The organism is Leisingera daeponensis, assembly GCF_019801465.1.
Classification (GTDB): Bacteria; Pseudomonadota; Alphaproteobacteria; order Rhodobacterales; family Rhodobacteraceae; genus Leisingera; species Leisingera daeponensis_A.
Map to the genome: position 1 here is coordinate 189,657 of NZ_JAHVJA010000003.1, position 21,677 is coordinate 211,333.

General features: G+C 62.4%; 21 protein-coding genes and 1 riboswitch. Of the genes, 16 read left to right on the forward strand and 5 right to left on the reverse strand.

Annotated elements, in window-relative coordinates; translation table 11 throughout:
* Positions 1 to 6 precede the first annotated feature (6 nt).
* The 9 genes from KUV26_RS09250 (at position 7) to KUV26_RS09290 (ending at position 8,967) form a co-directional block, all read left to right on the forward strand.
* Complete coding sequence (locus KUV26_RS09250; protein ID WP_222503247.1) at positions 7 to 630, forward strand: class I SAM-dependent methyltransferase; 624 nt, start codon at positions 7 to 9, stop codon at positions 628 to 630.
* A 172-nt stretch (positions 631 to 802) separates the two neighbouring features.
* Positions 803 to 1,885 (forward strand): hypothetical protein, encoded by a 1,083-nt coding sequence (locus tag KUV26_RS09255; RefSeq protein WP_222508129.1) that lies wholly within the window; start codon positions 803 to 805, stop codon positions 1,883 to 1,885.
* 134 nt (positions 1,886 to 2,019) lie between these two features.
* Positions 2,020 to 2,484, forward strand: coding sequence for a hypothetical protein (locus KUV26_RS09260; RefSeq protein WP_222508130.1), 465 nt, complete (start codon positions 2,020 to 2,022; stop codon positions 2,482 to 2,484).
* Positions 2,481 to 3,602, forward strand: a complete 1,122-nt coding sequence (locus KUV26_RS09265) for a hypothetical protein (protein ID WP_222508131.1) — start codon at positions 2,481 to 2,483, stop codon at positions 3,600 to 3,602. The genes KUV26_RS09260 and KUV26_RS09265 overlap by 4 nt, the downstream gene beginning before the upstream one ends.
* A 105-nt stretch (positions 3,603 to 3,707) precedes the next feature.
* Entirely contained in the window at positions 3,708 to 5,645 is a 1,938-nt protein-coding gene (locus tag KUV26_RS09270) for an AAA family ATPase (RefSeq protein WP_222508132.1), read from the forward strand.
* Between the two features lie 113 nt (positions 5,646 to 5,758).
* Positions 5,759 to 6,685: a putative phage abortive infection protein gene (locus KUV26_RS23800; RefSeq protein WP_222508133.1), complete on the forward strand. Its 927-nt coding sequence runs from the start codon at positions 5,759 to 5,761 to the stop codon at positions 6,683 to 6,685.
* Entirely contained in the window at positions 6,682 to 8,043 is a 1,362-nt protein-coding gene (locus KUV26_RS09280; RefSeq protein ID WP_222508134.1) for a DUF6638 family protein, read from the forward strand. Before KUV26_RS23800 ends, KUV26_RS09280 begins: the two co-directional genes overlap by 4 nt.
* Before the next feature lies 1 nt (position 8,044).
* Positions 8,045 to 8,311 (forward strand): hypothetical protein, encoded by a 267-nt coding sequence (locus KUV26_RS09285; protein ID WP_222503253.1) that lies wholly within the window; start codon positions 8,045 to 8,047, stop codon positions 8,309 to 8,311.
* Between the two features lie 11 nt (positions 8,312 to 8,322).
* On the forward strand, positions 8,323 to 8,967 hold the full coding sequence (locus KUV26_RS09290; RefSeq protein WP_222508135.1) for a DUF1523 family protein: 645 nt from the start codon (positions 8,323 to 8,325) through the stop codon (positions 8,965 to 8,967).
* A gap of 77 nt (positions 8,968 to 9,044) precedes the next feature.
* Here KUV26_RS09290 and KUV26_RS09295 read toward each other — a convergent pair whose 3' ends face one another.
* The gene (locus KUV26_RS09295) at positions 9,045 to 9,593 is read right to left on the reverse strand and encodes a TetR/AcrR family transcriptional regulator (RefSeq protein WP_222508136.1); all 549 of its coding nucleotides are present in this window, start codon (positions 9,591 to 9,593) and stop codon (positions 9,045 to 9,047) included.
* A gap of 3 nt (positions 9,594 to 9,596) precedes the next feature.
* Entirely contained in the window at positions 9,597 to 10,133 is a 537-nt protein-coding gene (locus KUV26_RS09300; protein ID WP_222508137.1) for a dihydrofolate reductase family protein, read from the reverse strand.
* Between the two features lie 270 nt (positions 10,134 to 10,403).
* A riboswitch (cobalamin riboswitch) is annotated at positions 10,404 to 10,603 on the forward strand.
* Between the two features lie 105 nt (positions 10,604 to 10,708).
* Here KUV26_RS09300 and KUV26_RS09305 point away from each other — a divergent pair.
* From KUV26_RS09305 to rpiB, 3 genes are all read left to right on the forward strand, one after another.
* On the forward strand, positions 10,709 to 11,944 hold the full coding sequence (locus KUV26_RS09305; RefSeq protein WP_222508138.1) for an aromatic ring-hydroxylating oxygenase subunit alpha: 1,236 nt from the start codon (positions 10,709 to 10,711) through the stop codon (positions 11,942 to 11,944).
* A gap of 4 nt (positions 11,945 to 11,948) precedes the next feature.
* Positions 11,949 to 13,034 (forward strand): hybrid-cluster NAD(P)-dependent oxidoreductase, encoded by a 1,086-nt coding sequence (locus tag KUV26_RS09310; protein WP_222508139.1) that lies wholly within the window; start codon positions 11,949 to 11,951, stop codon positions 13,032 to 13,034.
* A gap of 141 nt (positions 13,035 to 13,175) precedes the next feature.
* The gene (gene rpiB, locus KUV26_RS09315; protein WP_222508140.1) at positions 13,176 to 13,625 is read left to right on the forward strand and encodes a ribose 5-phosphate isomerase B; all 450 of its coding nucleotides are present in this window, start codon (positions 13,176 to 13,178) and stop codon (positions 13,623 to 13,625) included.
* A gap of 28 nt (positions 13,626 to 13,653) precedes the next feature.
* Here the strand turns inward: rpiB and KUV26_RS09320 are convergent, their stop codons facing one another.
* The gene (locus KUV26_RS09320; RefSeq protein WP_222508141.1) at positions 13,654 to 15,231 is read right to left on the reverse strand and encodes a DUF5928 domain-containing protein; all 1,578 of its coding nucleotides are present in this window, start codon (positions 15,229 to 15,231) and stop codon (positions 13,654 to 13,656) included.
* Between the two features lie 142 nt (positions 15,232 to 15,373).
* Here KUV26_RS09320 and KUV26_RS09325 point away from each other — a divergent pair, with 142 nt between their 5' ends.
* The gene (locus tag KUV26_RS09325) at positions 15,374 to 16,192 is read left to right on the forward strand and encodes a sulfotransferase family protein (RefSeq protein ID WP_222508142.1); all 819 of its coding nucleotides are present in this window, start codon (positions 15,374 to 15,376) and stop codon (positions 16,190 to 16,192) included.
* A gap of 2 nt (positions 16,193 to 16,194) precedes the next feature.
* Entirely contained in the window at positions 16,195 to 16,551 is a 357-nt protein-coding gene (locus KUV26_RS09330) for a DUF6678 family protein (RefSeq protein WP_222508143.1), read from the forward strand.
* Positions 16,552 to 16,890: 339 nt separating this feature from the next.
* On the opposite strand, the gene ilvD is transcribed toward KUV26_RS09330, so the two are convergent.
* Both ilvD and KUV26_RS09340 read right to left on the reverse strand, forming a co-directional pair.
* Positions 16,891 to 18,735, reverse strand: a complete 1,845-nt coding sequence (gene ilvD / locus KUV26_RS09335; protein ID WP_222508144.1) for a dihydroxy-acid dehydratase — start codon at positions 18,733 to 18,735, stop codon at positions 16,891 to 16,893.
* 121 nt (positions 18,736 to 18,856) lie between these two features.
* Positions 18,857 to 20,047: a benzoate/H(+) symporter BenE family transporter gene (locus KUV26_RS09340; protein WP_222508145.1), complete on the reverse strand. Its 1,191-nt coding sequence runs from the start codon at positions 20,045 to 20,047 to the stop codon at positions 18,857 to 18,859.
* Between the two features lie 116 nt (positions 20,048 to 20,163).
* Here KUV26_RS09340 and KUV26_RS09345 point away from each other — a divergent pair, with 116 nt between their 5' ends.
* Together KUV26_RS09345 and KUV26_RS09350 are read left to right on the forward strand one after the other, a co-directional pair.
* On the forward strand, positions 20,164 to 20,724 hold the full coding sequence (locus KUV26_RS09345; RefSeq protein WP_222508146.1) for a helix-turn-helix domain-containing protein: 561 nt from the start codon (positions 20,164 to 20,166) through the stop codon (positions 20,722 to 20,724).
* 81 nt (positions 20,725 to 20,805) lie between these two features.
* Complete coding sequence (locus KUV26_RS09350; RefSeq protein WP_222508147.1) at positions 20,806 to 21,660, forward strand: DMT family transporter; 855 nt, start codon at positions 20,806 to 20,808, stop codon at positions 21,658 to 21,660.
* The last annotated feature ends 17 nt before the right edge of the window (positions 21,661 to 21,677 follow it).

The following is a 21,677-nucleotide window of genomic DNA, read 5'->3' on the forward strand; positions in this document are numbered from 1 at the left end:
GACGAATTGGATATCAAGGCAGTTGAAGAATCCTACGCGCGCTGGGCGCCGGTTTATGACAGGACATTCGGTGCGGTGACGCGTTCGGGCCGCCGCAGGGCGACCCGCTACATCAACTCCCGCGAGGGCAAGGTGCTGGAGGTCGGTGTCGGCACCGGGCTGTCCTTGCAGCATTATGCGCCGCATCTGCAGGTGACCGGCATCGATTTCAGCCATGACATGCTGAAGAAGGCGCAGGGCAAGGTGCGCGAACTGGGTCTGAAACAGGTCGAGGCGCTGCGCCAGATGGATGCCCGGGAGCTGGATTTCCCGGACAATTCATTCGACACGGTGGCGGCCATGCATGTGCTGTCTGTTGTGCCGGACCCGGAGCAGGTGATGCATGAAATCGCGCGGGTGCTGAAACCGGGCGGCAAGGTGGTGATCACCAACCACTTCAAGAGCGGCAAGGGAGTCCGGGCCTCGCTGGAGCGGCTGTCGGCGCCCCTCGCCAACGTGATCGGCTGGCATTCCGATTTTGCGCTGGAAACAGTGCTGCAGGAAGACCGGCTGCAGGTCGAGGTGCAGGAGAGCATTCCGCCCTTCGGCATGATGACCTTTCTGGTTCTGGGCAAGCAGCAGACCATGTGAAACACGGTGTTTCCGCGAGTCGGCCCCGGGGAAGATCCCCGGGGCTTTTCTTTGTGCGGCCTGTCTGCAACAGTAAATTTGAAACGGGCGGAATTGTGCCGCCCCAGGAGATGTAAAAGATTATTACATCCCCATATCCAGATCAGTTATTTCAGCGGGAGGACCGGACACCATGAGTGTTTCCCAATTTGAGAAGATGGTGGCGGAGAGCCAGGACAAGGTGCGCGAGTCGCAGTCCAAGATCGAGGCCCTGACGGCGCGCATTGAAACCGCGCGCAGCAAGATTGAGGCGGGCGAGGACGCCAGCATCGACATCGAAAACGCCACGCTGGAAGACGTGCACGCCCACACCGAGGTGATGAATGCCAATATCGCCGAGTTGATCATGGGGCTGGATGATGTGACGGCAGCGTTTTCCAAGGATTTCGACGAGATGCGCAACAAGACTGGCTGGGAGAGCTTTGTCGGTTTCTTCAGCCGCGGCAAGTCGGACTCGATGCGCCAGGAGCGGATGCGCACCGCCAATATCGACGACAAGCTGCAGGATCTGATCGCCAAGTCGGATGTGATCGTGAAGCTGCTGGAAGGCCAGCTGGCCACCCTGGAAGAGCAGCGCGAGAAGGTGCAGGTGAACCTGTCTGCCACGCTGGACGACCGCGAATTCACGGTGCAGGAGCTGGAAGGCGTGCGCGCCGAGATCGTGGCGCTGGACCCGCAGATCATTGAGCTGGAGAACAAGATCTCGGTTGAGCAGGACGCCGCCGCGCGCACCAAGCTGGAGACCGAGCTGGCCGACATCAACGCCAAATACAACGCGCTGGTGCAGGAGGAGCAGGTGAAGCTGGCCAAGTCCCAGACGCTGGAGCGTTATATCGAGAAGGGCAAGACCTGGGTCGACAGCTTGCAGAACCAGGCGGCGACGCAGATGGTGCTGATCAACAAGCTGCAGACGGACACCCAGCAGCGGGTGGTGTTGTATGATGCGCTGACCAAATCGCTGAAAACCGCGCAGCAGCAGGATGTGGCGCATAGGATCAACGAGATCGGGGTGCAGACCGACAAGGAAGCCCAAACCGCAATGGCGGCGATCGGCACCGCGACCAACCAGAAGATGGCCGACATGCTGGAAGCGCATGAGGGCAACATGGTGTTCGCCCGCGACGTGCTGGAGAAGAAGGCCAAGGCGGACGAACGCTTTGCCCGCCGGTTTGCCGCGATTGTCGAGAAGCACGACAAGAACCTGTATGGGGGGTGAGCATCCTTGTTGGTCTTTCAGGAACAACGCAGGGCAGGGCCCGGCCGCGGGTGGGACCGTAGCGCCCGCCCGGGGGGGCGGACGGGCGCTGTCCGTGCCGCAGTCGGCGCGTCTAGAGAAGAAAGCCCGTGGCCATGACCGGTCCCGCCAACGATCACGCCGGCCTCAGCGATACCTTCGCCTTGCGCCGCAGACAGCGAGCTGTAAACCGCTTCGTCCGGCTGTTCGGGGCATGTGTTTTTATGGCGCTGTTTTTCTATGGAATTTGGGCCGGGCATACATGGGTTGCTGCCGCAGCGATTTGGATGCTGACGCCGATGCTGCTGGTTTTTGCAGCCAGGCTTCCGGTTTTACTCGATCCAATTGTGGAGCCGAAACACTGCTTGTCAGCAAGCGATGCAATGCGGTCGCGCGAGGTTTGGCTGCAATTCTTCAAGCGGAATTGGTTTGCGGTCGTTAGCTGGTCTATGACAAGTGCTTTTTTGCTTCGCACAGGATGGTTGCCCTGGGGCGGTGTTGCTGGATTTTGGGTTTTTGTCCTTCTGGCGGGTTTCTTGCATGCGAAATCGTCTGTGGAACTGAGAAGGGCGTGCGCATGACTGATCCCTCCCACGACCACGCGGGCCTCAGCGATACCTTTGCCTCACGCAGGTACTTCAAGAAGTTCGAGACCATCATCCGGCATCTGACCCGGGTGGCGGCAGCGATGCAGGCGGAGGGGCGGCTTTCGAAGTCCGATGTGAAGGTGCTGACGGCTTACCTCATGCGGCTGAACTTCACCTTCCGCGCGCTCTCGATGAAATACCTGATGGCGGGGCGCGATACAGGCCGCTTCTTCGGAAGTCTGGCGATGGACAAGCGCGACAGCGGTTTTCCGGTCGCCGCCGAACTGATGACTATGGCCAATGACGCCCAGCAGGCGGAGCGGCACCTGGCCAATATGGCGAGCGAGACGCAGCTGAAGGATGAAATGGTGCGCACCATCATCTCGGACCGCACGGTGCCGTCGAAACTGCAATTCGCCCTGTCGCAGCGGCTTTACTATCAGGAGTTGCTGAAGGGGGAGCTGTTCTGGACCCAGAACGATCCGGTCTGCGAATGGCTGGAGAACATCGGCGAGCGGCGGCGGCGCTTCCTGCTGCACTGGGCGGCTTTTGACAGCCAGGTGAACCTGCCGGTGATCTACCTGATGGAGCTGGAGGACGGCGGCAAGGTAGCGCTGCCGAAGGACGAGCGCCGCTGGCCCGAGGTCCAGGCCCATCTGATGGCGCAGGCCTTGGCAGGGCTGAAGCTGGTCACGATTGCCAAGGGGTTTGACGAGGATTTCGACGACCTCCACCCCAAGCATCTGCGCCGCTTTCATGTGGGGCCGATGTATTCCTCTGCCTATACCGAGCAGTCCGGGCCGCTGCACCGGGTGCTGGAGGAGGCGGAGGCGCCCGCGGGTCAGGACTGGGCGTTGGCCTGGACGCTGGAGGAGCTGGAAAGCGAAGACGTGCGAGAGGAGCGCGCGGGCTGGTTCGGCACCGTGGAGCGGGAGATCTTTGCGCTCGACCCCTTTGGCGGCCGCGGTGCGGATACCGGCGCGACGCGGACCCAGCGCGCGATCATCCTGCCCCAGCGCCCGTTCCAGGTACTGGCAGAGCTGGACCCGCCGGGGTTCGGCGATGTGCAGAAGTTCGTGGTGAGCGAGGCCGGGCAGGTGCTGCGGTATTGAGCGCCTGTGCGTGTTGCGGGGGCGGGAGCCTCCGGCGGGAGTATTTTGGGAAAGATGAAAAGTGGGGCGGATTTTAGGCTGCGCGCTGCGGATTGAGAGGGTGAGATGAGCATTTCAGGCAATCAGATGGAGTTGCGGGAAGAGGATATCCGCAAGCATTACGCGGCTGCGGCGGCGCTGCTGGAGGGATTTGACCATACCCCGCGTATCGCCAAGCCGCAGGCCGAGGGCAAGGCGCCGGAGCGCTCGCCCGGGATTGCCCGTAGCCGCCGCTTCCGCTCGACCACGCCGGGGCTGGTCACCCGCTCCACCGCGCGCGCCGAAGGCGTGCATCTGATTGCCCGGATCGAAGCAGCGGATGAGGAGGATCCGCTGACCTCGCCCTTGCAGGCGACCTTGCAGCACGCCTTGCGCCGGGCGCTGGCGGTCTCTTTGGCGATGGCGGAAGCGTATGCGGATGTCTCCGGCCTGGCGGATCTGAAGCGGGCCAATCTGGCAGGCTCGCTGGACGGCGCGCGGAAGGGCGAGTTTACCGAACTTCTGGCCGCCGAGGCGCTGATTGCGGCGCATGTGTTTGCTAATGCCACCGCCTATCTGCTGGCACCGCACGGGAGCGAGGCGCAGGCCGAGGTGGGCGAAGCGGAGGAGCTGCTGACCGACAACGCGCCGCTGGCCCTGCACGGGGCGCTGTGGGAGCTGGACCAGAAGCTGGCGCTGCACGCACCTGACGATGCGCATCTGATTGCGGCTGCGGCGGCCTATGCCGAGCAGCTGATGGAGAGGGCTGCCCTGCGGGCTCAGAATGCGCCGCGGCTGGAGGCCTTTACCGCGGCTTCCTGGCGGGTGGAGTCGGATGATCTGACTATCAATGGCTTCGAGCCCGCGGCCAAGGCGAAATCCACCACCCTGACGATGGCGTTCAAGAAACCGCATGAGGTGGTCGGCAACCATATCGCCAAATACCAGGCGATGCGACTGTCCAAGATGCTGATGGCCTATGATTTCGACCGCCGCCTGAACCCCTTTGCCGAGATGGGTGGCTTTATTTTCACTTTCATGGGCGACGGCAAGCCAGGGACCGGCAAGACGACGCTGATCCAGATGATGGCGGGGCTGATCCACGACTATTGCCAGAACGCGGGCTATGCCTTTCGCTATCAGAACTTCGGCATCGACAATATCGACAGCTATCAGGGCAAGTCGGGGCAGAACGCCAAAAGCTTCATCCAGAATGTGATCGACCCGGGCGTGATCGGCTTTGGCACCATCGACGACATCGACCAGATTGCAGGCAAGCGCGGCGACCGGCAGTCCTCAGCGGGTCAGCAGGAGGTGACGGCGGTGTTCATGGAGGCCTTTGCCGGCGCCAATACCGTGGTGCGCGGCAACTGCACCTTTGGCATGTTCTCTAACTACCCGGAGAATGTGGATGACGCGCTGCGCCAGCGGGCCGGCGCGCGGTTCCTGGTGGACGGGCCGCAGACGCGGGAGGATTACATCGACATCCTGACCCTTCTGATGGGTAAGAACCACGAGATCCCGCTGGGCGAGCATGATCTGTACGGTGCGCAGGAGATCAAGAAGGCCGTCGCGCGGTCATTCGAGGCGCACAACCGGCCGCAGGAGCCGGGGCTGGCAGAGGTCTTTGGCCGGGTGCATGAGCAGATTGGGGAGCTGGATGATCTGGCCAAGCTGGGGACCTATCTGAAGGCCATTCAACAGGCGGATGAGCGGTTTACCGGCCGGGCGATCAAGAACATCACCGATGCGGTCAAGGTGCGGGCGATGGATTTTGAGCTGCCGGATGAATGGATGGAGAACCCGGAGCGGTTCCTGTTCAAGGATTATGACACCAAATCCGCGATGATTGCCGAGCTGCGGGTGCCGATCACGGTGGACATGGTGGTGCAGGAGATCAACCGCTACGCCGACAGCGAGTTCCGCTATGCCGACAAGTCGGATGAGGTGGCGATTGAAAACATGGTGCGCGATTTCGGGCGGCAGGAAGAGGCCAAGCGGCGGTATCTGGAGGGGAAGGGGTGAGTGTTTCGCGCAACAATAGGGCAGAGCCCGTCCGCGGGCGGAAGCGGAGCGCCCGCCCATGGGGGCGGACGGGCGCTGCCCGAGCCGCAAGCGGCTCAGGCGGGGGGGCATCGGTGAACCGGTTCGTTGAATGGTTGATCTATGTCGTTATGTGGTGGCGTCTCACAACGACACCGGACGAAGTGCTGCGGAGATACGCCCGCCTGTATTGGCGCGGTGTCGATGGGCTGATTAAGTTTGGACTGGCAGGAACACTTATCTTCTTGGCGTCAGCCATGGTATTTTCGTTGGACGACACATGCGATTTTGGGGGCCGTTGCGAGATGCGACTAGTGGCCTTTTTTGACGCTCCGGCAAATGAAGTGGGGGATACACTTGCAGGTTTGGCCGGTGGCCTAGCGTTTTTATGGTTGATTGTCACTGTCACGCTCCAAGGAAAAGAGCTGGCAGCTCAGAGAAATGAGTTGCGATTGACACGTGGGGAGATCAAGGATCAAAGGCAAGCTACGCAGGATATGGCGTTGGCTGCTGCGGAGCAAAATTTCGACAATTTTGTTTTCGAGCTGATCGCAACGCACAATTCTATTTTGAACGCAATGGACATCAAGTCCAGCAGCAAGAGCCAACCTCTGTATGAGGGAAGGGACTGCTTTCGTTATTCTTATAGGGAGTTTTCGAAGCCAACGCACGGAGACGCTATGTATCCCTCAATGGCGCAAGACAAAACACTAGAGCGGTATGATCGGATGTATGAAAAACATCATTCAGATCTCGGGCACTACTTTCGCTTTGTGTACAATATGCTGCGGGCAGTCAGTGAATCTGATGCTGTAAAGGACAAGCACAAAAAACTTATCCGGGCGCTCTTCTCCGATGATGAGCTATTGGTGATTTTTTATAACTCTCTGACAGGTAAGGGACAAAACTTTGTGAAATACGCGGAGGACTTTCAGCTGTTTGATAATCTCCCGCAAGAGCGACTAGCGAAACCAGAGCACAAACAGCTTCTTCCTGCGAAGTGCTTTGGAGAGGCGACATGAAACGCCTCATCCAGCATGGCCTTATGTTCGGCAATCTCTTCCATGTGGCCTCGCCCGCGCTGGTGGAGCGGTATAATCGCGCGCTGAAGCATCTGACCGGCAAGACCACGAGCCTCACGGATTTCCACGTCGATATCTCGGGCTTTTCGCCGGAGATCGGCGATGAGCTGGGGGATGATCACTATCTGAACCATGCGGGTGTGAACCGGCAGTTCATTCTGCTGTCGACCGAGCAGAAGCGCTGCCCGCTGCTTCACGTGAAATTCTCCACCAGCCGGGACATTCTGCGCCGGTTTATCGAGGTGAATGAACGCCAGCTTTTTGCGCTGACCGCGACGGATGCGGTGGGAGGCGAGCTGGTGAATTCGGTGTTTGAGGTGTCCTCGCCCGCGAAGCTGTTCGACATCCGGCAGGTGCGGATCGAGGCGGATACCACCCGCGGCACGCTGCGCCATGCGGACCGGCTGGCGGAGCTGGTGGAGCGCTTCAAATCAGGTGAGGATGCCTGGTTTGACGATGTGCTGATCGGGGAGATGATCGCGACGGCTGAGAAGACCGGCGATGTGACCCGCAATCCGGTGCATCTGGAGCATGAGGTCTTTGAGCAGTCGAACTTCTGGACTGCGCATTTCGGCGGGCTGTACCTGTTTCAGGACGTCGAGCATCCGGCGGTGATTGCCAGCGGGGCGAAGCCCGAAGGCGTGCCGCTGCGCCATGTGTTTGACCTGAGCCAGCGCAATGCGATTGCCCGGTTCCTGGAGCTGAACGGCCTGGCGGAGCCGGTGATCCGGGCGCGCGGCGTCGATGGGGCGGCGATCCTGCGGCAGAAGATGGGGTTTCTGGCGGTTTCGGTTCTGACGGAGAAGGGGCGGGACCTGTCGGGCCTGTCGCGGTCCGACCTGCGGCGGATGGCGGCGCGGCATGCGGATGAGCTGCCGGCGGAGTTCGAGGGGCTGGCGGCGCTGGTGCGCTGGGCCGAGGGGGGCGGTAAATGGCCGCGGATCACCTCGGACCATCCGGCCTATTTCTATTCCCTGCGGGCGTCGGACACGGCCGACCGTGATCTGGTCAACATGCTGCTGGCGGAGCTGTGCCCGCATGACTTCCGGCAGATGTTCATCTGCCACAAGGAAGAGTTTTACCGCCAGTACCGCGGCTGGCCGGAGACCAAGAAAGCCTATGCGGCGGAGTTTCTGGCGAGGGAGTATGCGGTGGACAAGGCCGGCGCGCGCGAGGCGCTGTTTGGGCACGAGCCGGATATGGAGGGGCGGCTGCCCCGGCTGCCGCGGAACCGGCGCAAGGCGGTGCTTGACCGGGTCGGCCCTTGGGGGGCTGTGAACCGGGTGAGGGGGCGTTGATATGTTCGGCTTTATCCGCCTGATCCTGATCCTTCTGGTGGTGCTAACCGTGGTCTATGCCGCGGTGTCGCTGTACTCGCGCGAGATGCGGCGGCTGAAGCTCAAGCGGCGCTGGAAAGAGAAGGGGTTGACCGGCGACCGCGCGGCCTTCATCCAGCGGGGGCTGAAGCAATACGACCGCTCGTTCCGGCGCAAGCTGATCCTCCTGGTCTACATCATCCCGCTGGGGGCGCTGGCGCTCCTGATCTACGTCATTAATTTCATGTGAGGTCCACCCCCATGCGTTTTATCAAATGGGCTTTCCTGATTACCTTCTGGGTGCTGTTCGGCGCCTTCCTGCATTACACGCTGCCGCAGTACGACGTGGTGCGGATCGTCAACACCTATGAGGAACGGCAGGAGCTGAACGACTGGACCCGGATTTTCTGGTCGCAGCCGGATGACCAGTCGGCGCAGCTGATCAACCGGGATGTGCAGTTCATCCAGGCGGTGCGCGCCAACGGCCGCAACATGGTCTACCGCAACGAGGACACCGGCTGGAACTGGCCGCCGTATTTCAAGTTCGACACCGCGAACCTGTACACGGACGCCAATGACAGCATCTCGACCAGGGCCAATCCGGAGTGGGTGGCGGTGATGCATTACGGCTGGCGCAACGAGTTCCTGTCGATCTTCCCGAATGCGGTGTCGATCAAGCCGGTGGCGGGGCCGGAAGACAAGCCAACCAATTGGTTCACGATCATCTTCCTGGTGCTGCTGGCCGCCATTCTGTGGGCCGTCTATGTGCGCTGGCGCCGGTTCCGGCGGGCGCGGATCGATCCGATGATCGAAAGCGCTGAGGACAGCCTTTATGCCGCGGGCGATGCGATTTCCGAGCGGCAGGGCCGGTTCCGGCGCTGGCTGGACAGCTGGAAATCGAAGTGAGGTAGAGGCCGCCGTTGGGGCGGCCTGGACCGGAAATGGCAGTTGCGCGGTCCTTGGCAGGTCCGCGCTTTTTCGTTTCACATACGGTTGAGCACCCAGTCCAGCGCCGGGGTGAAGTCGTCAATGGACAGGGCCTGATCCGGTGCGGCAGCGGCTGCGAAGGCAAAGCCGTGTGTGTAGTCCACGATCAGGCAAAGCAGGGTGCGGGCGTCTTCTCCGGTCATGCCGGCGGCGGTGATTTCCGCTTCGATTTGCCGGGTCAGCCCGGTCAGGGTGGGGCCGATCAAGGAGGGATTCTCCAGAATACATTTCGTCAGTTCCGGATGGCGGGTCGCCCGGGCGCAATAGCGCGCCATCAACTCGCGCAGCCGCTGTTTTGGCGTCTCCGCATTTGAAGGCGTATCAGCACCTTCGAATGCGGAGGCCACCAGACTGGCGATCATCTCGTCCCTGGTGCCAGCGTGGTGGGCTACTGCCATTGGGGTGACGCCAAGTGCATCGGCCAGCGCCTTGAAGGTCAAGGCCTTGCTGCCGCCCTCGTCGAGCAGTTGCAGGGCTTTTTCCAGCACGTCCTGCCGGCTGAGTGTACGGCCGCTTTTGGGCGGGCGTCCCTTGCGCGGAGGCATCTGTCAGACCACCGTGAAGGTGGTTTGGACCATTCCGGCAGGGAGGATGCGGGAATTTGCGACTTTAAGGTCGATGTCCTTATCCAGGTTTCCGAACAAGGGTATGCCGCTGCCAATCAGGACCGGGACCGTTGTGATGGTCAGATCCGCGATCAGCCCCCTGCGCAGGAAGGACTGCACCAGCCGGCCGCCGTCGACATAGGCGCGTTTCCAGCCCTCTTTTTGCAGCTTTTGCATGAGGTCTGCCGGCGTGGCGGTGCTGAAGCGCACCTTGTCCGTCAGCTGTTCCGGAATGTCCTGCGCGGTCAGGCTGCTGCTGAGAACAACAACCGGCTTGGTGTACGGCCATGCGTCGAACCCAAGCAGAGTGCGGAACGACCCTGTTCCCATCACCAGCCCGTCGACGCTGTCCATGAAGGCTGCAAAGCCGCCGTCGTCGCCTTCAGCTGCAGGCTGCTTGAGCAGCCAGTCCAGAGAATGGTCCTGTCGGGCCACATAGCCGTCGAGGCTGGTGGCGATGAAGACATGGCCGGTTGTCATGAGATGCTCCTGAGATGAATTAATTATATTACGTATAATTAATTGGCGGACGGAGGCAAGAGCTTAGTGCTTGGGCCGGGTGACCGCGAATCGGCCCGGCCGCACGAATTCCGCGTAACTGCGTGAAAGATAAGCGCTTGCCGCAAACAGACCGGCGGATGCCGGTTTGGGAAACCGGCGTGCGGTTCCGCTGTCCGAACAGAAAACCTGTATGTCTTTTTCCGGTTTTGGCGGGTCGGATTTGTCTCCGCCGATGCGTCGGGAATAGGGCAATTTCCGCCTCAGCAAGGTGCCGCCTTTCGGGGCGGAGAATTGGGAAGCTGGTGAAACTCCGGCACTGCCCCCGCAACGGTGACCCCGGGCAAGGCATGGCAAGAACCACTGAAGCAGCGGCTTCGGGAAGGTGCCAGGCCCCGCCGCCGAATGGCCCCGGGACAGTCCGGAAACCAGCCTTGCCAGAAAACGTCAACCGCGGGCGGCGGCGGGGCGGTTGCAGGCGCGTGGCCTGCAATCTCTCTCCACATGCCCGCACCCAAGCCAACCTGCCGCGGGGATGCGGCAAAGGAGAGAAGCAGATGCTTCAGGACAGCGAGATTCTGGCCAAACTGGTGGCCCGTCAGAAAAACTATTCCCTGGAACAGGCGTTCTATACCGATCCGGGCGTTCTGGATCTGGACATGCGGCAGATCTTCTACCGCGAGTGGCTGTTTGCCATTCCCGCCTGCGAGATCCCGAAGGCCGGCAATTTCGTGACCCATCAGGTCGGCGCCTACAATGTCATCATCGTGCGCGGCACCGATGGCGAAGTGCGCGCCTTCCACAACGCCTGCCGCCATCGCGGCTCGGTTGTCTGCAAGGCGAAAAAGGGCAACTCTCCCAAACTGGTCTGCCCCTATCACCAGTGGACCTATGAGCTGGACGGCTCGCTGCTGTGGGCGCGCGACATGGGGCCGGATTTCGATGCCTCCAAACACGGGCTGAAGCCGGTGCACTGCCGCGACCTCGCGGGGCTGATCTACATCTGCCTGGCGGATGAGGCGCCGGATTTTGACGCCTTCGCCGACGTGGCCCGCCCCTATCTGGAGCCTCATGATCTGGCCAATGCCAAGGTCGCCCATGAGAGCTCGATCATCGAGAACGGCAACTGGAAACTGGTCTGGGAAAACAACCGCGAGTGCTATCACTGCGGCGGCAACCACCCGTCTCTGTGCCGTACCTTCCCCGAGGACCCGTCCGTCACCGGAATTGAGGGCGGCGAGACCCCGGCGCACCTGCAGAAGCACTTTGACCGCATTGAGGCGGCAGGCATTCCGGCGCAGTTCAAGATCGACGGCCGCGGACAGTACCGTGTGGCGCGGATGCCGCTGAACGAGGGCGCTGAAAGCTACACCCTGGATGGCAAGGCCGCTGTCGCCAGGAAACTGGGCCGGGTGCCGTTCGCCGACGCGGGCACCCTGCTGAAGTTCCACTACCCCACCACATGGAACCATTTCCTGCCGGATCACTCGCTGGTGTTCCGGGTGACCCCGATCAGCGCCACCGAAACCGAAGTGACCACCAAGTGGCTGGTCCACAAGGACGCTGAAGAGTGCAAGGATTACGACCTGAAGCGCCTGACCGAGGTTTGGATGGCCACCAACGATGAGGACCGTACCGTGGTCGAGGACAACCAGCGGGGCATCAACTCGCCCGCATATGAACCCGGCCCGTATTCGGGAATTCAGGAAAGCGGCGTTATCCAGTTCTCCAACTGGTATGCCGAGCACCTGACCCGCGCGCTGACCGGCCGCCACCTGATCGCGGCGGAGTAAGAGCATGGGACTGCAGGCCAACTTCGAAACGCTTGACGAGACCCTGGCGTGGAAGGACGACGAGATGCTGGAATGCGTCTCTGTCGTGCCGGAAGCGCCGAACACCGCCACCTTCAGCTTCCGCGCGCCTTCCGGCGCGTGGTTCAAGTACCAGCCGGGCCAGTTCCTGACGCTGGAGCTGCCGGTGCCGGGCGAAACCGTCTGGCGGACCTACACGATCAGCTCCTCGCCGTCGCGGCCGCTGTCGATCTCGGTGACCGTGAAGGCGCAGACCGACAGCATCGGCACCCGCTGGATGCTGGACCACCTGAAACCGGGCATGTTCCTCAAGGCCTCCGGACCGGCAGGCGTATTCACCCTGCCCAAGCGCCCGAACGGCAAGTTCCTGTTCATCTCCGCAGGCTCCGGCATCACGCCCAGCCTGTCGATGACCCAGTACCTGTTCGACCGTGGCCAGTCGCCCGATATCAGCTTCATCAACTGCGCCAAGCGACCCAGCGAGATCATCGCGCGGCGCCAGCTGGAAGGCATGGCGGCACGGGTTCCGGGCATCAAGCTGAACTTCGTGGTGGAAGAGGATGACCCCTATCAGGTCTGGACCGGCTACCGCGGCCAGTTGAACCAGATCATGCTGGGCCTGATTGCCGGCGACTACTTGGAGCGCGAGGTCTATTGCTGCGGGCCGGATCCGTTCATGCAGGCTGTGCGCGACATGCTGAACGGTCTGGGCTTCGATATGGAGAACTACAACCAGGAAAGCTTTGGCGCGCCGGTGGAGACCGAAGCCGATGCGCCGGAGCTGGACGATGTGGTTCCCGAGGAAACCGCAGCGGCCGAGATCACCTTTGCCGCGTCGGGCGTGACCGCAAACTGCACCGAGACCGACACGGTGCTGGCGGTGGCCAAGGCATCGGGCCTTAACATCCCGTCGGGCTGCACCTTCGGCATCTGCGGCACCTGCAAGGTCAAGAAGACTGCGGGCGACGTGCATATGGTCCACAACGGCGGCATCTCGGAGGAGGATATTGAGGCAGGGTATATCCTGGCCTGCTGCTCCAACCCGATCGGCCGCGTCGAAGTGGAAATCTGATCCAATGGAGGGCCTGTTTCAGGCCCTCCGTTTTCTGCCGGTCCTGGCGTGCGGCAACAAAGTGATTGACGCCGCCCCCGTCCCTTGGTCAACACGGGGCCAAGCCTCTTATCCCCCGTTGCGACACAGGACCACGAGACCATGACTGCCAGCAAACGCATTGCCCTTTCCAGCGACCACGCCGCCATTGAACTGCGCAAGGCCGTTGCCGCCCATATCGAAGCACAGGGCTGGGAGGTCGAGGACATCGGCCCGCAGACCCCCGAAAGCACCCACTACCCCAAGCACGGCGCCGCCGCGGCGCAGCTGGTGGCCTCTGGCGACTGCGCGCTGGGCATCGTCCTGTGCGGCACCGGACAGGGCATCATGATGGCGGCCAATAAGGTCAAGGGCATCCGCTGCGGCGTCTGCTCCGACACCTTCTCAGCCAAGATGATCCGCGCCCACAACAACGCCAACATGCTCTCGATCGGTGCCCGCGTGGTGGGCGAGGGCCTGGCGCTGGAAATCGTCGATGCCTTCCTGGGGACGGAGTTCGAAGGCGGCCGCCACGGCACCCGCGTCGATATGATCATGGCGCTCGAAGATTGAGTCCCTGCGGGGCGGGGAACCTCCCCGGTCAGTCCGCGAACAGATAATGGGTCCCGGCAATCTGCCGGGCCTTGTCCCCGGACAGGCTGAGGAAACCGCTGAGCTGGTCCGCATTGTCCTCAATGCTGGCGCTTTCACGCATCTGGTAGAGCTGGTTGAATCCGGCATCGCGGATGCGGTCGCTTTCATGCAGGATATCGTTGCGGATCGTCGGCAGCAGCCGCTCCAGGGTAAGCTGCGGCGTGCGCTCGCCTGCCAGCCCGACCCGGTGGGCATGACCGATCAGGTAATCATCGCTGAAGTCGCATTCGATATGCAGGAAGCGGGTTGATGACCGGTCCGAATGGAAGTCGTTCATCAGGTCAATAGCACCCGGGTCCAGGCAGATAATCAGCTGGTCGGATTCGTAGTATTCAAACAGCATCCGCATCAGAGCCCGGCGGTGGCGGGTGCGTTTCATCAGCGCCGCCTGGATGCCGCCCAGGTCGGGCAGGGGTGTGTCTTCCTCGTTGAACAGGTATTCAATCGCCGGGATGTTGGTCACCTGGCGGATCTGTTCCAGCAGCCGCTTGGCGACATGCCATTTCTTGCAGACCACGATCAGCAACTCGCGTTCACGGCCCAGGGTGCTTTCGGTCTCCCAGAACCGCGGCGCGAAACGGCGCCCGTCGCGGCCGCGCTGGGCCAGGAATTTGTACAGGCTGCGCCCCTCGTTGGAGATCTGGAACTCCACGCCCTGCGCCGCATATAGCCGCCCGAGCCGCGACTTCAGCTCCTTGGCGTCCGGGCTGACCTTTCGCGCGAACAGGAAATCCTGGCTCAGCAGCAGGTCATAGTGGTCGTTGTAGAAATTCACCGGCATCCCGTAGTCTGTGAACATCAGGAAGGTGAGGGTGCGGGTCTCGATCTCGGCCTCCGGGATCAAGTGGCGCACCAAAGTCTGAAAGAAGGTCTCATCCGGGATCCAGGTGGTGCGGAAAAAGCGCATCACGTCGCGGCGCTTGGCAATGAAATCGAGGATCCATTCCACCGTGCGGCGGCGTAGGCACCACCACTGGCTGCCGATCTGCACCTGGATGTCGGCGGGAATTTCGCGCTGAAGCCCCAGCCGTTTCTGCAGGCCGTGGCTCCAGTAGAAAAGCTGCTTGTGCTTGCGCTCGTTGAAGAAGTGCCGGTAGATCAGCCGGTCCTCCTTCATGCCGGTCTTGATCCAGTCGCTTTCGAAGAAGTCGAAGCTCTCGATGAAATCCTTGTCGTGATCGTCCAGGAAACGGTGGGCGTATTCTGCCGTTTTCACCGCCATGCAATCGCCCGACAGCATGTAGAAATGGGTGGCGCGCGGAAACTCCTCCACGGCGCTGCGCAGCGCGTGCAGTGTCGCCTCCACCAGCGACCACTCGCCCCAGCCGCATTTGATCCGTTTCCTGGCAAAAACAACGTTGGGGTTGTCCGCCAATTCGGTCCGGATCAGCTGATAGTCCTCCGGCGCCGCCCGCCCGTCAAAGTGAATCGCCATGCAGTCGCCGGCCGCGGTCAGGCGCTCCGCCTGCTGGATGATCGCCTCGGGGTCTTTATGGCACAGCAGAATATATGCGATTTTTGCCATGAGGAGGACGGACTGCCTTGTTCTGCCTGATTGTTTACCTTGATAAGCGCGCCGGGCCGGCGAATAAACCAGATTGTTCCCGTTTCGGTAAACATATGCGATTACTGCTGGGAACAGACAAAGACGGACAAGAGGGCAGCAGATGGGGTTTCCCGGAACCTGGATGACGGAAAGTGAAAGTGTGGTCTACCGGGTAGTGCCGAAATGCGCCTGCTCGACCATCGGGCAGATCCTTTATTACTCGGATCACGGGCGGTTCTTTGACGGTGACATTCATGACGCCAAGGAGGGTCTGCACAAATGGGCGCTGGAGCACAGCCAGGGGCCGATCACCCGCAATGTGCAGGGGCAGCGGTCCTATGCCTTCACCTGTGTGCGCAACCCCTATACCCGGATCCTGTCGTCTTTCTTTGACAAGATCTGCGGCATCCAGCGCAACGGCAAGCGCTACCGCGGCAACCTGGTGCCCAAGCTGGCTTATGAATACGGGATCGAGGTCGGCGGCGACGACGGCAAGCAGGAGTTCGACCAGATCGCCAGCTTCCGCCGCTTCTTGCTGTTTGCCCGCGACACCATCCGCTGGCGCCGCCCGATGGACCCGGACATCCACTGGTCGGCGATGTCGGGGCATGTGTCGACCTTTATCCTGAACGGCGGGCGTTACAACCAGATCTTCTGGACCGAGGCCTTCAACGACGGCATGCAGCAGGTGCTGGACGCGATCGAGATGCCGCACGCGGTGGACCTGGCCGCGATCCCGCGTTTCAACGAAAGCGAAGGCCACGGCCCCAAGCGCGCGCACGCTGTAGAGGACTATTTCGACGATCTATCGATGCATCTGGTCTATGAGATCTACAAGCGCGATTTCGAGCTGTTCAAATACGATTTCGAAAACCCGGCCAACAAGATGCCGGTGGGGGAGATCGACCTGGACGAGGTGCACGCCAAGCTGGGGGAGTAGGCGTGGTGCAGGAAGCCGAGGACTGCTACCCCGTTTCTAGCCATACCAAATGGATGGAACTCAGGGACTTGGTCTTGACGCTGGATCCCGGTGACAGGCCTTGTTTCCGGTCTCGTTGTGTAGTCAGCGGATACGTAAGCGGCTGGGACCGCGAATGGTACTACCATTTTTCCGACGGCGGTTTTTCGGATTTGGAATGGGTGGAACTGCGTGGCAGCTGCTTGGCTGATGCCGCCTTTCAAAGACGGCTCGAGCAGATTGGATTGGCTGGGCAAGCCGAGGGGAATGCAGTGCGCATCTTTGGCTTTGTGAAATGCGGTGACCCCGTGGAAAAACTGTCCTTTCCCCAGTCATTTTGAGTGTTGAAAGAAGCGTGGCTCCCGCGCCTTCGGGCAGCATCAAAGATGCAGCTCAAAGCCTTGGGCCGGGCGCCGCTGGCGCGGCGCGGGCGGGTGCCTCATCTGGCAGAGCAGCTTCTCCTTTGCCGAAATACTCCCGCCGGAGGCGCGCCGTGCGCCAGCACGGCGCCACGCCCAACGCCGCGTGGCGTGCTGGCGTCAGCCAGCGGGCCAAAGCGGGGACGGGAGGGCTTGGCTGATGCAGGATGTTTACTGAGAAGCAGTCTCAGGCGCGGGACGCCAAAGAAAACCCGCCGCGCGTGAGCGGCGGGTTTGGCATTTCCCTGGGAGTGTTCTGCCTCAGTCCTCGTCAGGCAGCGCGCGCACGGCGCCTTTAGCCGCCGATGTGGCCAGCAGCGCATAGGCCTTCAGCGCCTTGGAGACCTTGCGCTTGCGCGGCTCGGCCGGTTTCCAGCCCTTGGCGTCCTGCTCCTCGCGCCGCACCGCCAGCTCCTCGTCGGAGACCGCCAGGTGGATGGTGCGGTTGGGGATGTCGATCTCGATGGTGTCGCCCGGACGCACCAGGCCGATGGTGCCGCCCTCGGCTGCCTCTGGCGAGACATGGCCGATCGACAGGCCGGAGGTGCCGCCGGAGAAGCGGCCGTCGGTCAGGAGCGCGCAGGCTTTGCCCAGGCCCTTAGACTTCAGGTAGGAGGTCGGGTAGAGCATTTCCTGCATGCCGGGGCCGCCGCGCGGGCCTTCGTAACGGATCACCACCACGTCGCCTTCCTTGACCTTGCCGGTCAGGATGTCGTTGACCGCCTGGTCCTGGCTTTCGCAGACATAGGCGGAGCCGGTGAACTTCAGGATGTGCTCATCAACGCCCGCGGTCTTCACGATGCAGCCGTCCCGGGCGATATTGCCGAATAGCACCGCAAGGCCGCCATCCTGGCTGAAGGCGTGTTCCTTGGCGCGGATCACGCCGTTTTCGCGGTCGGTGTCCAGCTCCTTGTAGCGGTTGGCCTGGGAGAACGCCTGCGTGGTGCGCACGCCGCCGGGGGCGGCCTTGAACAGCTGTTCGGCCTCCGGGTTGTTGGCGACCTTGATGTCCCACTTGGCAATTGCTTCGCCCATGGTGGCGGTATGCACGGTGTGGCAGTCCTCGTGCAGCAGCCCGGCGCGGCTCAGCTCGCCCAGGATCGAGAAGATGCCGCCGGCGCGGTGCACGTCCTCCATGTGGACGTTGTGGATGTTCGGCGCGACCTTGCACAGGCAGGGCACACGGCGGCTGAGCCGGTCCATGTCGGACATGGTGAAGTCCACCTCGCCCTCGTTGGCAATCGCCAGCAGGTGCAGAACGGTGTTCGTGGAGCCGCCCATAGCGATGTCCAGGCTCATGGCGTTCTCGAACGCTTCAAAGGTGGCGATCTCGCGCGGCAGCAGGCCCTTTTCCTCGTCCTGGTAGTGGCGCTTGGTAATCTCGACGATCTTGCGGCCGGCTTCCAGGAACAGCTCCTTGCGGTCGGCGTGGGTCGCCAGCGTCGAGCCGTTGCCCGGCAGCGCCAGACCCAGCGCCTCGGCCAGGCAGTTCATCGAGTTGGCGGTGAACATGCCGGAGCAGGAGCCGCAGGTGGGGCAGGCGTTTTCCTCGATGTGCTTCACCTGCTCATCAGTGAATTTGTCATCCGCGGCAGCGACCATGGCATCCACCAGGTCGATCTTCTTCATGTCGAGATCGGCGATGTCGATCTTGCCCGCTTCCATCGGGCCGCCGGAGACGAAGATCGCCGGGATGTTGAGGCGCATGGCGGCCATCAGCATCCCCGGAGTGATCTTGTCGCAGTTGGAGATGCAGACCATGGCGTCGGCGCAATGGGCGTTGACCATGTATTCGACGCTGTCGGCGATCACCTCGCGCGAGGGCAGCGAGTAGAGCATGCCGTCATGGCCCATGGCGATGCCGTCATCCACCGCGATGGTGTTGAACTCCTTGGCGACGCCGCCGGCCGCCTCGACCTCGCGGGCGACCATCTGGCCCAGGTCCTTGAGGTGGACGTGGCCGGGCACGAACTGGGTGAAGGAGTTGACGATGGCGATGATCGGCTTGCCGAAATCATCGTCCTTCATGCCGGTGGCGCGCCACAGTCCGCGCGCGCCCGCCATGTTGCGGCCATGGGTGGAGGTTCTGGATCGGTACTTTGGCATCTGGCTGGTTCCCTTAGTCTTTGCCCTCAGGGACACGATTTGCGCAATAAAGGCAACATGCGGGGGCGGTCTTCGGTAATTATGGCGCAGTTTGCGCCGGTTTTCTGTCGCGAAATCTCCGTCAGGCCGGTTTTCCGGCCCGGGCCGGCGTCCTGGCGGGTGGGGTGAGCAGGTGATTCACCGCCAGCCCCAGCACCAGCGCCCAGAACGGGGCCCCGATTCCGAAGAAGCTGACGCCCGAGACGGTGGTCATGAAGGTGATCAGCGCCGCCTCGCGGCCGGTGCTGTCCGCCAGCGCGGCCGACAGGCTGTTGCCGATGGTGGCCAGCAGCGCCAGGCCTGCGACGGTGGCGACCAGCGCCTTGGGGGCGATCAGGAACAGGCTGATGACGGTGGCGCCGCCCAGCCCCACCAGGATGTAGACGAGGCCGGTCATCACGCCCGCCAGGTAGCGGGTCTCCGGATTCTCATCCGCCTCGGGGCCTGCGCAAATGGCGGCCGTGATGGCAGCCAGGTTGAAGGCAAAGCCACCGAAAGGCGCCAGCAGCAGCGAGGCCAGTCCGGTCACGGTAAGGCTGGCGGAAACCGGCGGCTGATAGCCGGCTGCCTTCAGCGCCACCACGCCGGGCATGTTCTGCGAGGACATGGTGACAATATAGAGCGGCAGGCCCACGCCGATCAGCACCGGCAGCGAGAAGGCGGGCATGACGAACTCCGGCCGGGCCAGAGTGAGGTCGAGCGCATTGAAGCTGCCGAAGGCACCGGTGCCTGCGCACCAGGCCACACCCGCCGCCAGCACCGCAGGGATGGTGTAGCGGGGAAACAGCTTGCGCCCCGCGAGGAAGGTGAGGCCCATCACAGCCACCAGCGCGGTGTCCGTCTGGAGCGACGTGAACGCAGTGAGGCCGAACTGGAACAGGATGCCCGCCAGCATCGCACTGGCCAGGCTGTCGGGGATCAGGCGCGACAGCGCGGCGAACCAGCCGGTGATCCCGGTGAGGGTCAGCAGTAGTGCGCTGAACAGGAAGGCGCCCACCGCCTCACCCAGCGGGACGCTGTTCAGGCTGACCGCCAGCAGCGCAGCGCCGGGTGTCGACCAGGCCGTGAGGATCGGCATCCGGTACATCAGCGACAGAATCAGGCAGGTGACCCCCATGCCGCCCCCCAGCGCCAGCATCCAGCTGTTCGCCTGGGGCTGGGTGGCGCCCACCGCCTCAATCGCCTGAAAGATGATGGCAACAGAACCGGTATAGCCGACCAGCACGGCAACCGCGCCTGAGACGATGTGCGAAAGCTTCAGATCCTTGAGCATGCGGGTTTTCCTTTGGTGCCGGATCGGCTAGGAGATTTGTGCGTTATAACGCACAATACACATCGTGCGTTATAACGCACAAGGTGTTTTTTCCAGAGGGGGCAGAGGCGGCGAAGATGAGCGAAGACGGCATACTCCTGAACCTGCGGGAAATCCGTGCGGCGGCAGGGCTCAGCCTGTCCAAGGCGGCGGAGGCCACCGGGGTCAGCAAGGCGATGCTGGGGCAGATCGAGCGCGGCGAATCCAGCCCGACGATTGCCACCCTGTGGAAGATCGCCAAGGGATTCCACCTGCCGCTGACCGCGCTGATCGGCGAGGCTACACGGCCTGTCGGAGAGGCCGCCGGGGTTTATGAGACCGTGCAGTTCCCCGGCAGCATCGGGGTCAAGATCGTCTTTCCCTTCGACCCGCTGCTGGGCGCCGAGACCTTTCAGGTCACGCTGAAGCCGGGCCAGAGCCACCAGTCACAGCCGCATGACACCGGGGTGACGGAGGAGGTCTTTGTGCTGCATGGCTCGATGGAGGTGCTGAACGACGGCGAATGGGTGCCGCTGGAGCCTGGACAGGGTCTGCGCTTTGCCGCCGACCAGCCGCACGGCTACCGCAGCCTGAAAACCGGCGCGGCCTTTCTCAACATGCACCACTACCGGCAGGCGGGTCTGACGCAGCGGGATTGAAGTGCTTCACTTGTGTATTTTTTCCGGCAGCCCTACCAGTTTCACAAGTCATTGAGTTTATGGAATTCGGGGAACGACGGTATGGACACGCTGCGCGGAAGCCTTCTGATGGTACTGGCCATGGCGGCCTTCGCGCTGGAGGACATGTTCATCAAATCCGCCGCCGCCAGCCTGCCGGTCGGGCAGATCCTGATCCTGTTCGGCCTCGGCGGCATGGCGGTATTCGCAGCATTGGCGCGTGCGCAAGGTCACGCCCCCTGGCACCCGGGCTTTGGCACGCGCCCGATGCTGTGGCGCTCGGTGGCGGAGGTCGTGGGGCGCCTGTGTTTCACCCTGGCGATTGCGCTGACGCCCTTGTCCTCGGCCTCGGCCATCCTGCAGGCGACGCCCCTGGTGGTGGCCGCTGGCGCGGTGGTTTTCTTTGGTGAAATTGTCGGCTGGCGGCGCTGGCTGGCAATCGGGCTGGGCTTTGCCGGGGTGCTCTTAATCCTGCGCCCGGGCCTCGGTGGGTTCGAACCGGCCTCCTTGTTTGCAGTTGCGGGCACGCTCGGGTTCGCGGGCCGCGATCTGGCCACCCGCGCGGCTCCCAGGAACATGAGCAACAACCAGCTGGGCTTCCTGGGATTCGCCATGCTGGTGGTCGCCGGGGCGATTGCGCTGGGCTGGACCGGCGGCGCGGTCTGGCCGGCCCCGCGCAACTGGCTGGATATCGGGGCGGCGACGGTGATCGGGGTGATCGCCTATAACGCCTTGTCGGGCGCGATGCGGGCGGGCGAGATCTCCGTCATTGCGCCGTTCCGCTACACCCGGCTGGTGTTTGCCATGGTGCTGGGAGTGCTGGTGTTCGGCGAACGCCCCGATGCGCTGACCCTGATCGGCAGCGCGGTTATCGTCGGCAGCGGTGTTTTCACGCTGCTGCGCAGCCACAAGGTGTGAGCGCCATCTTGCGCCCG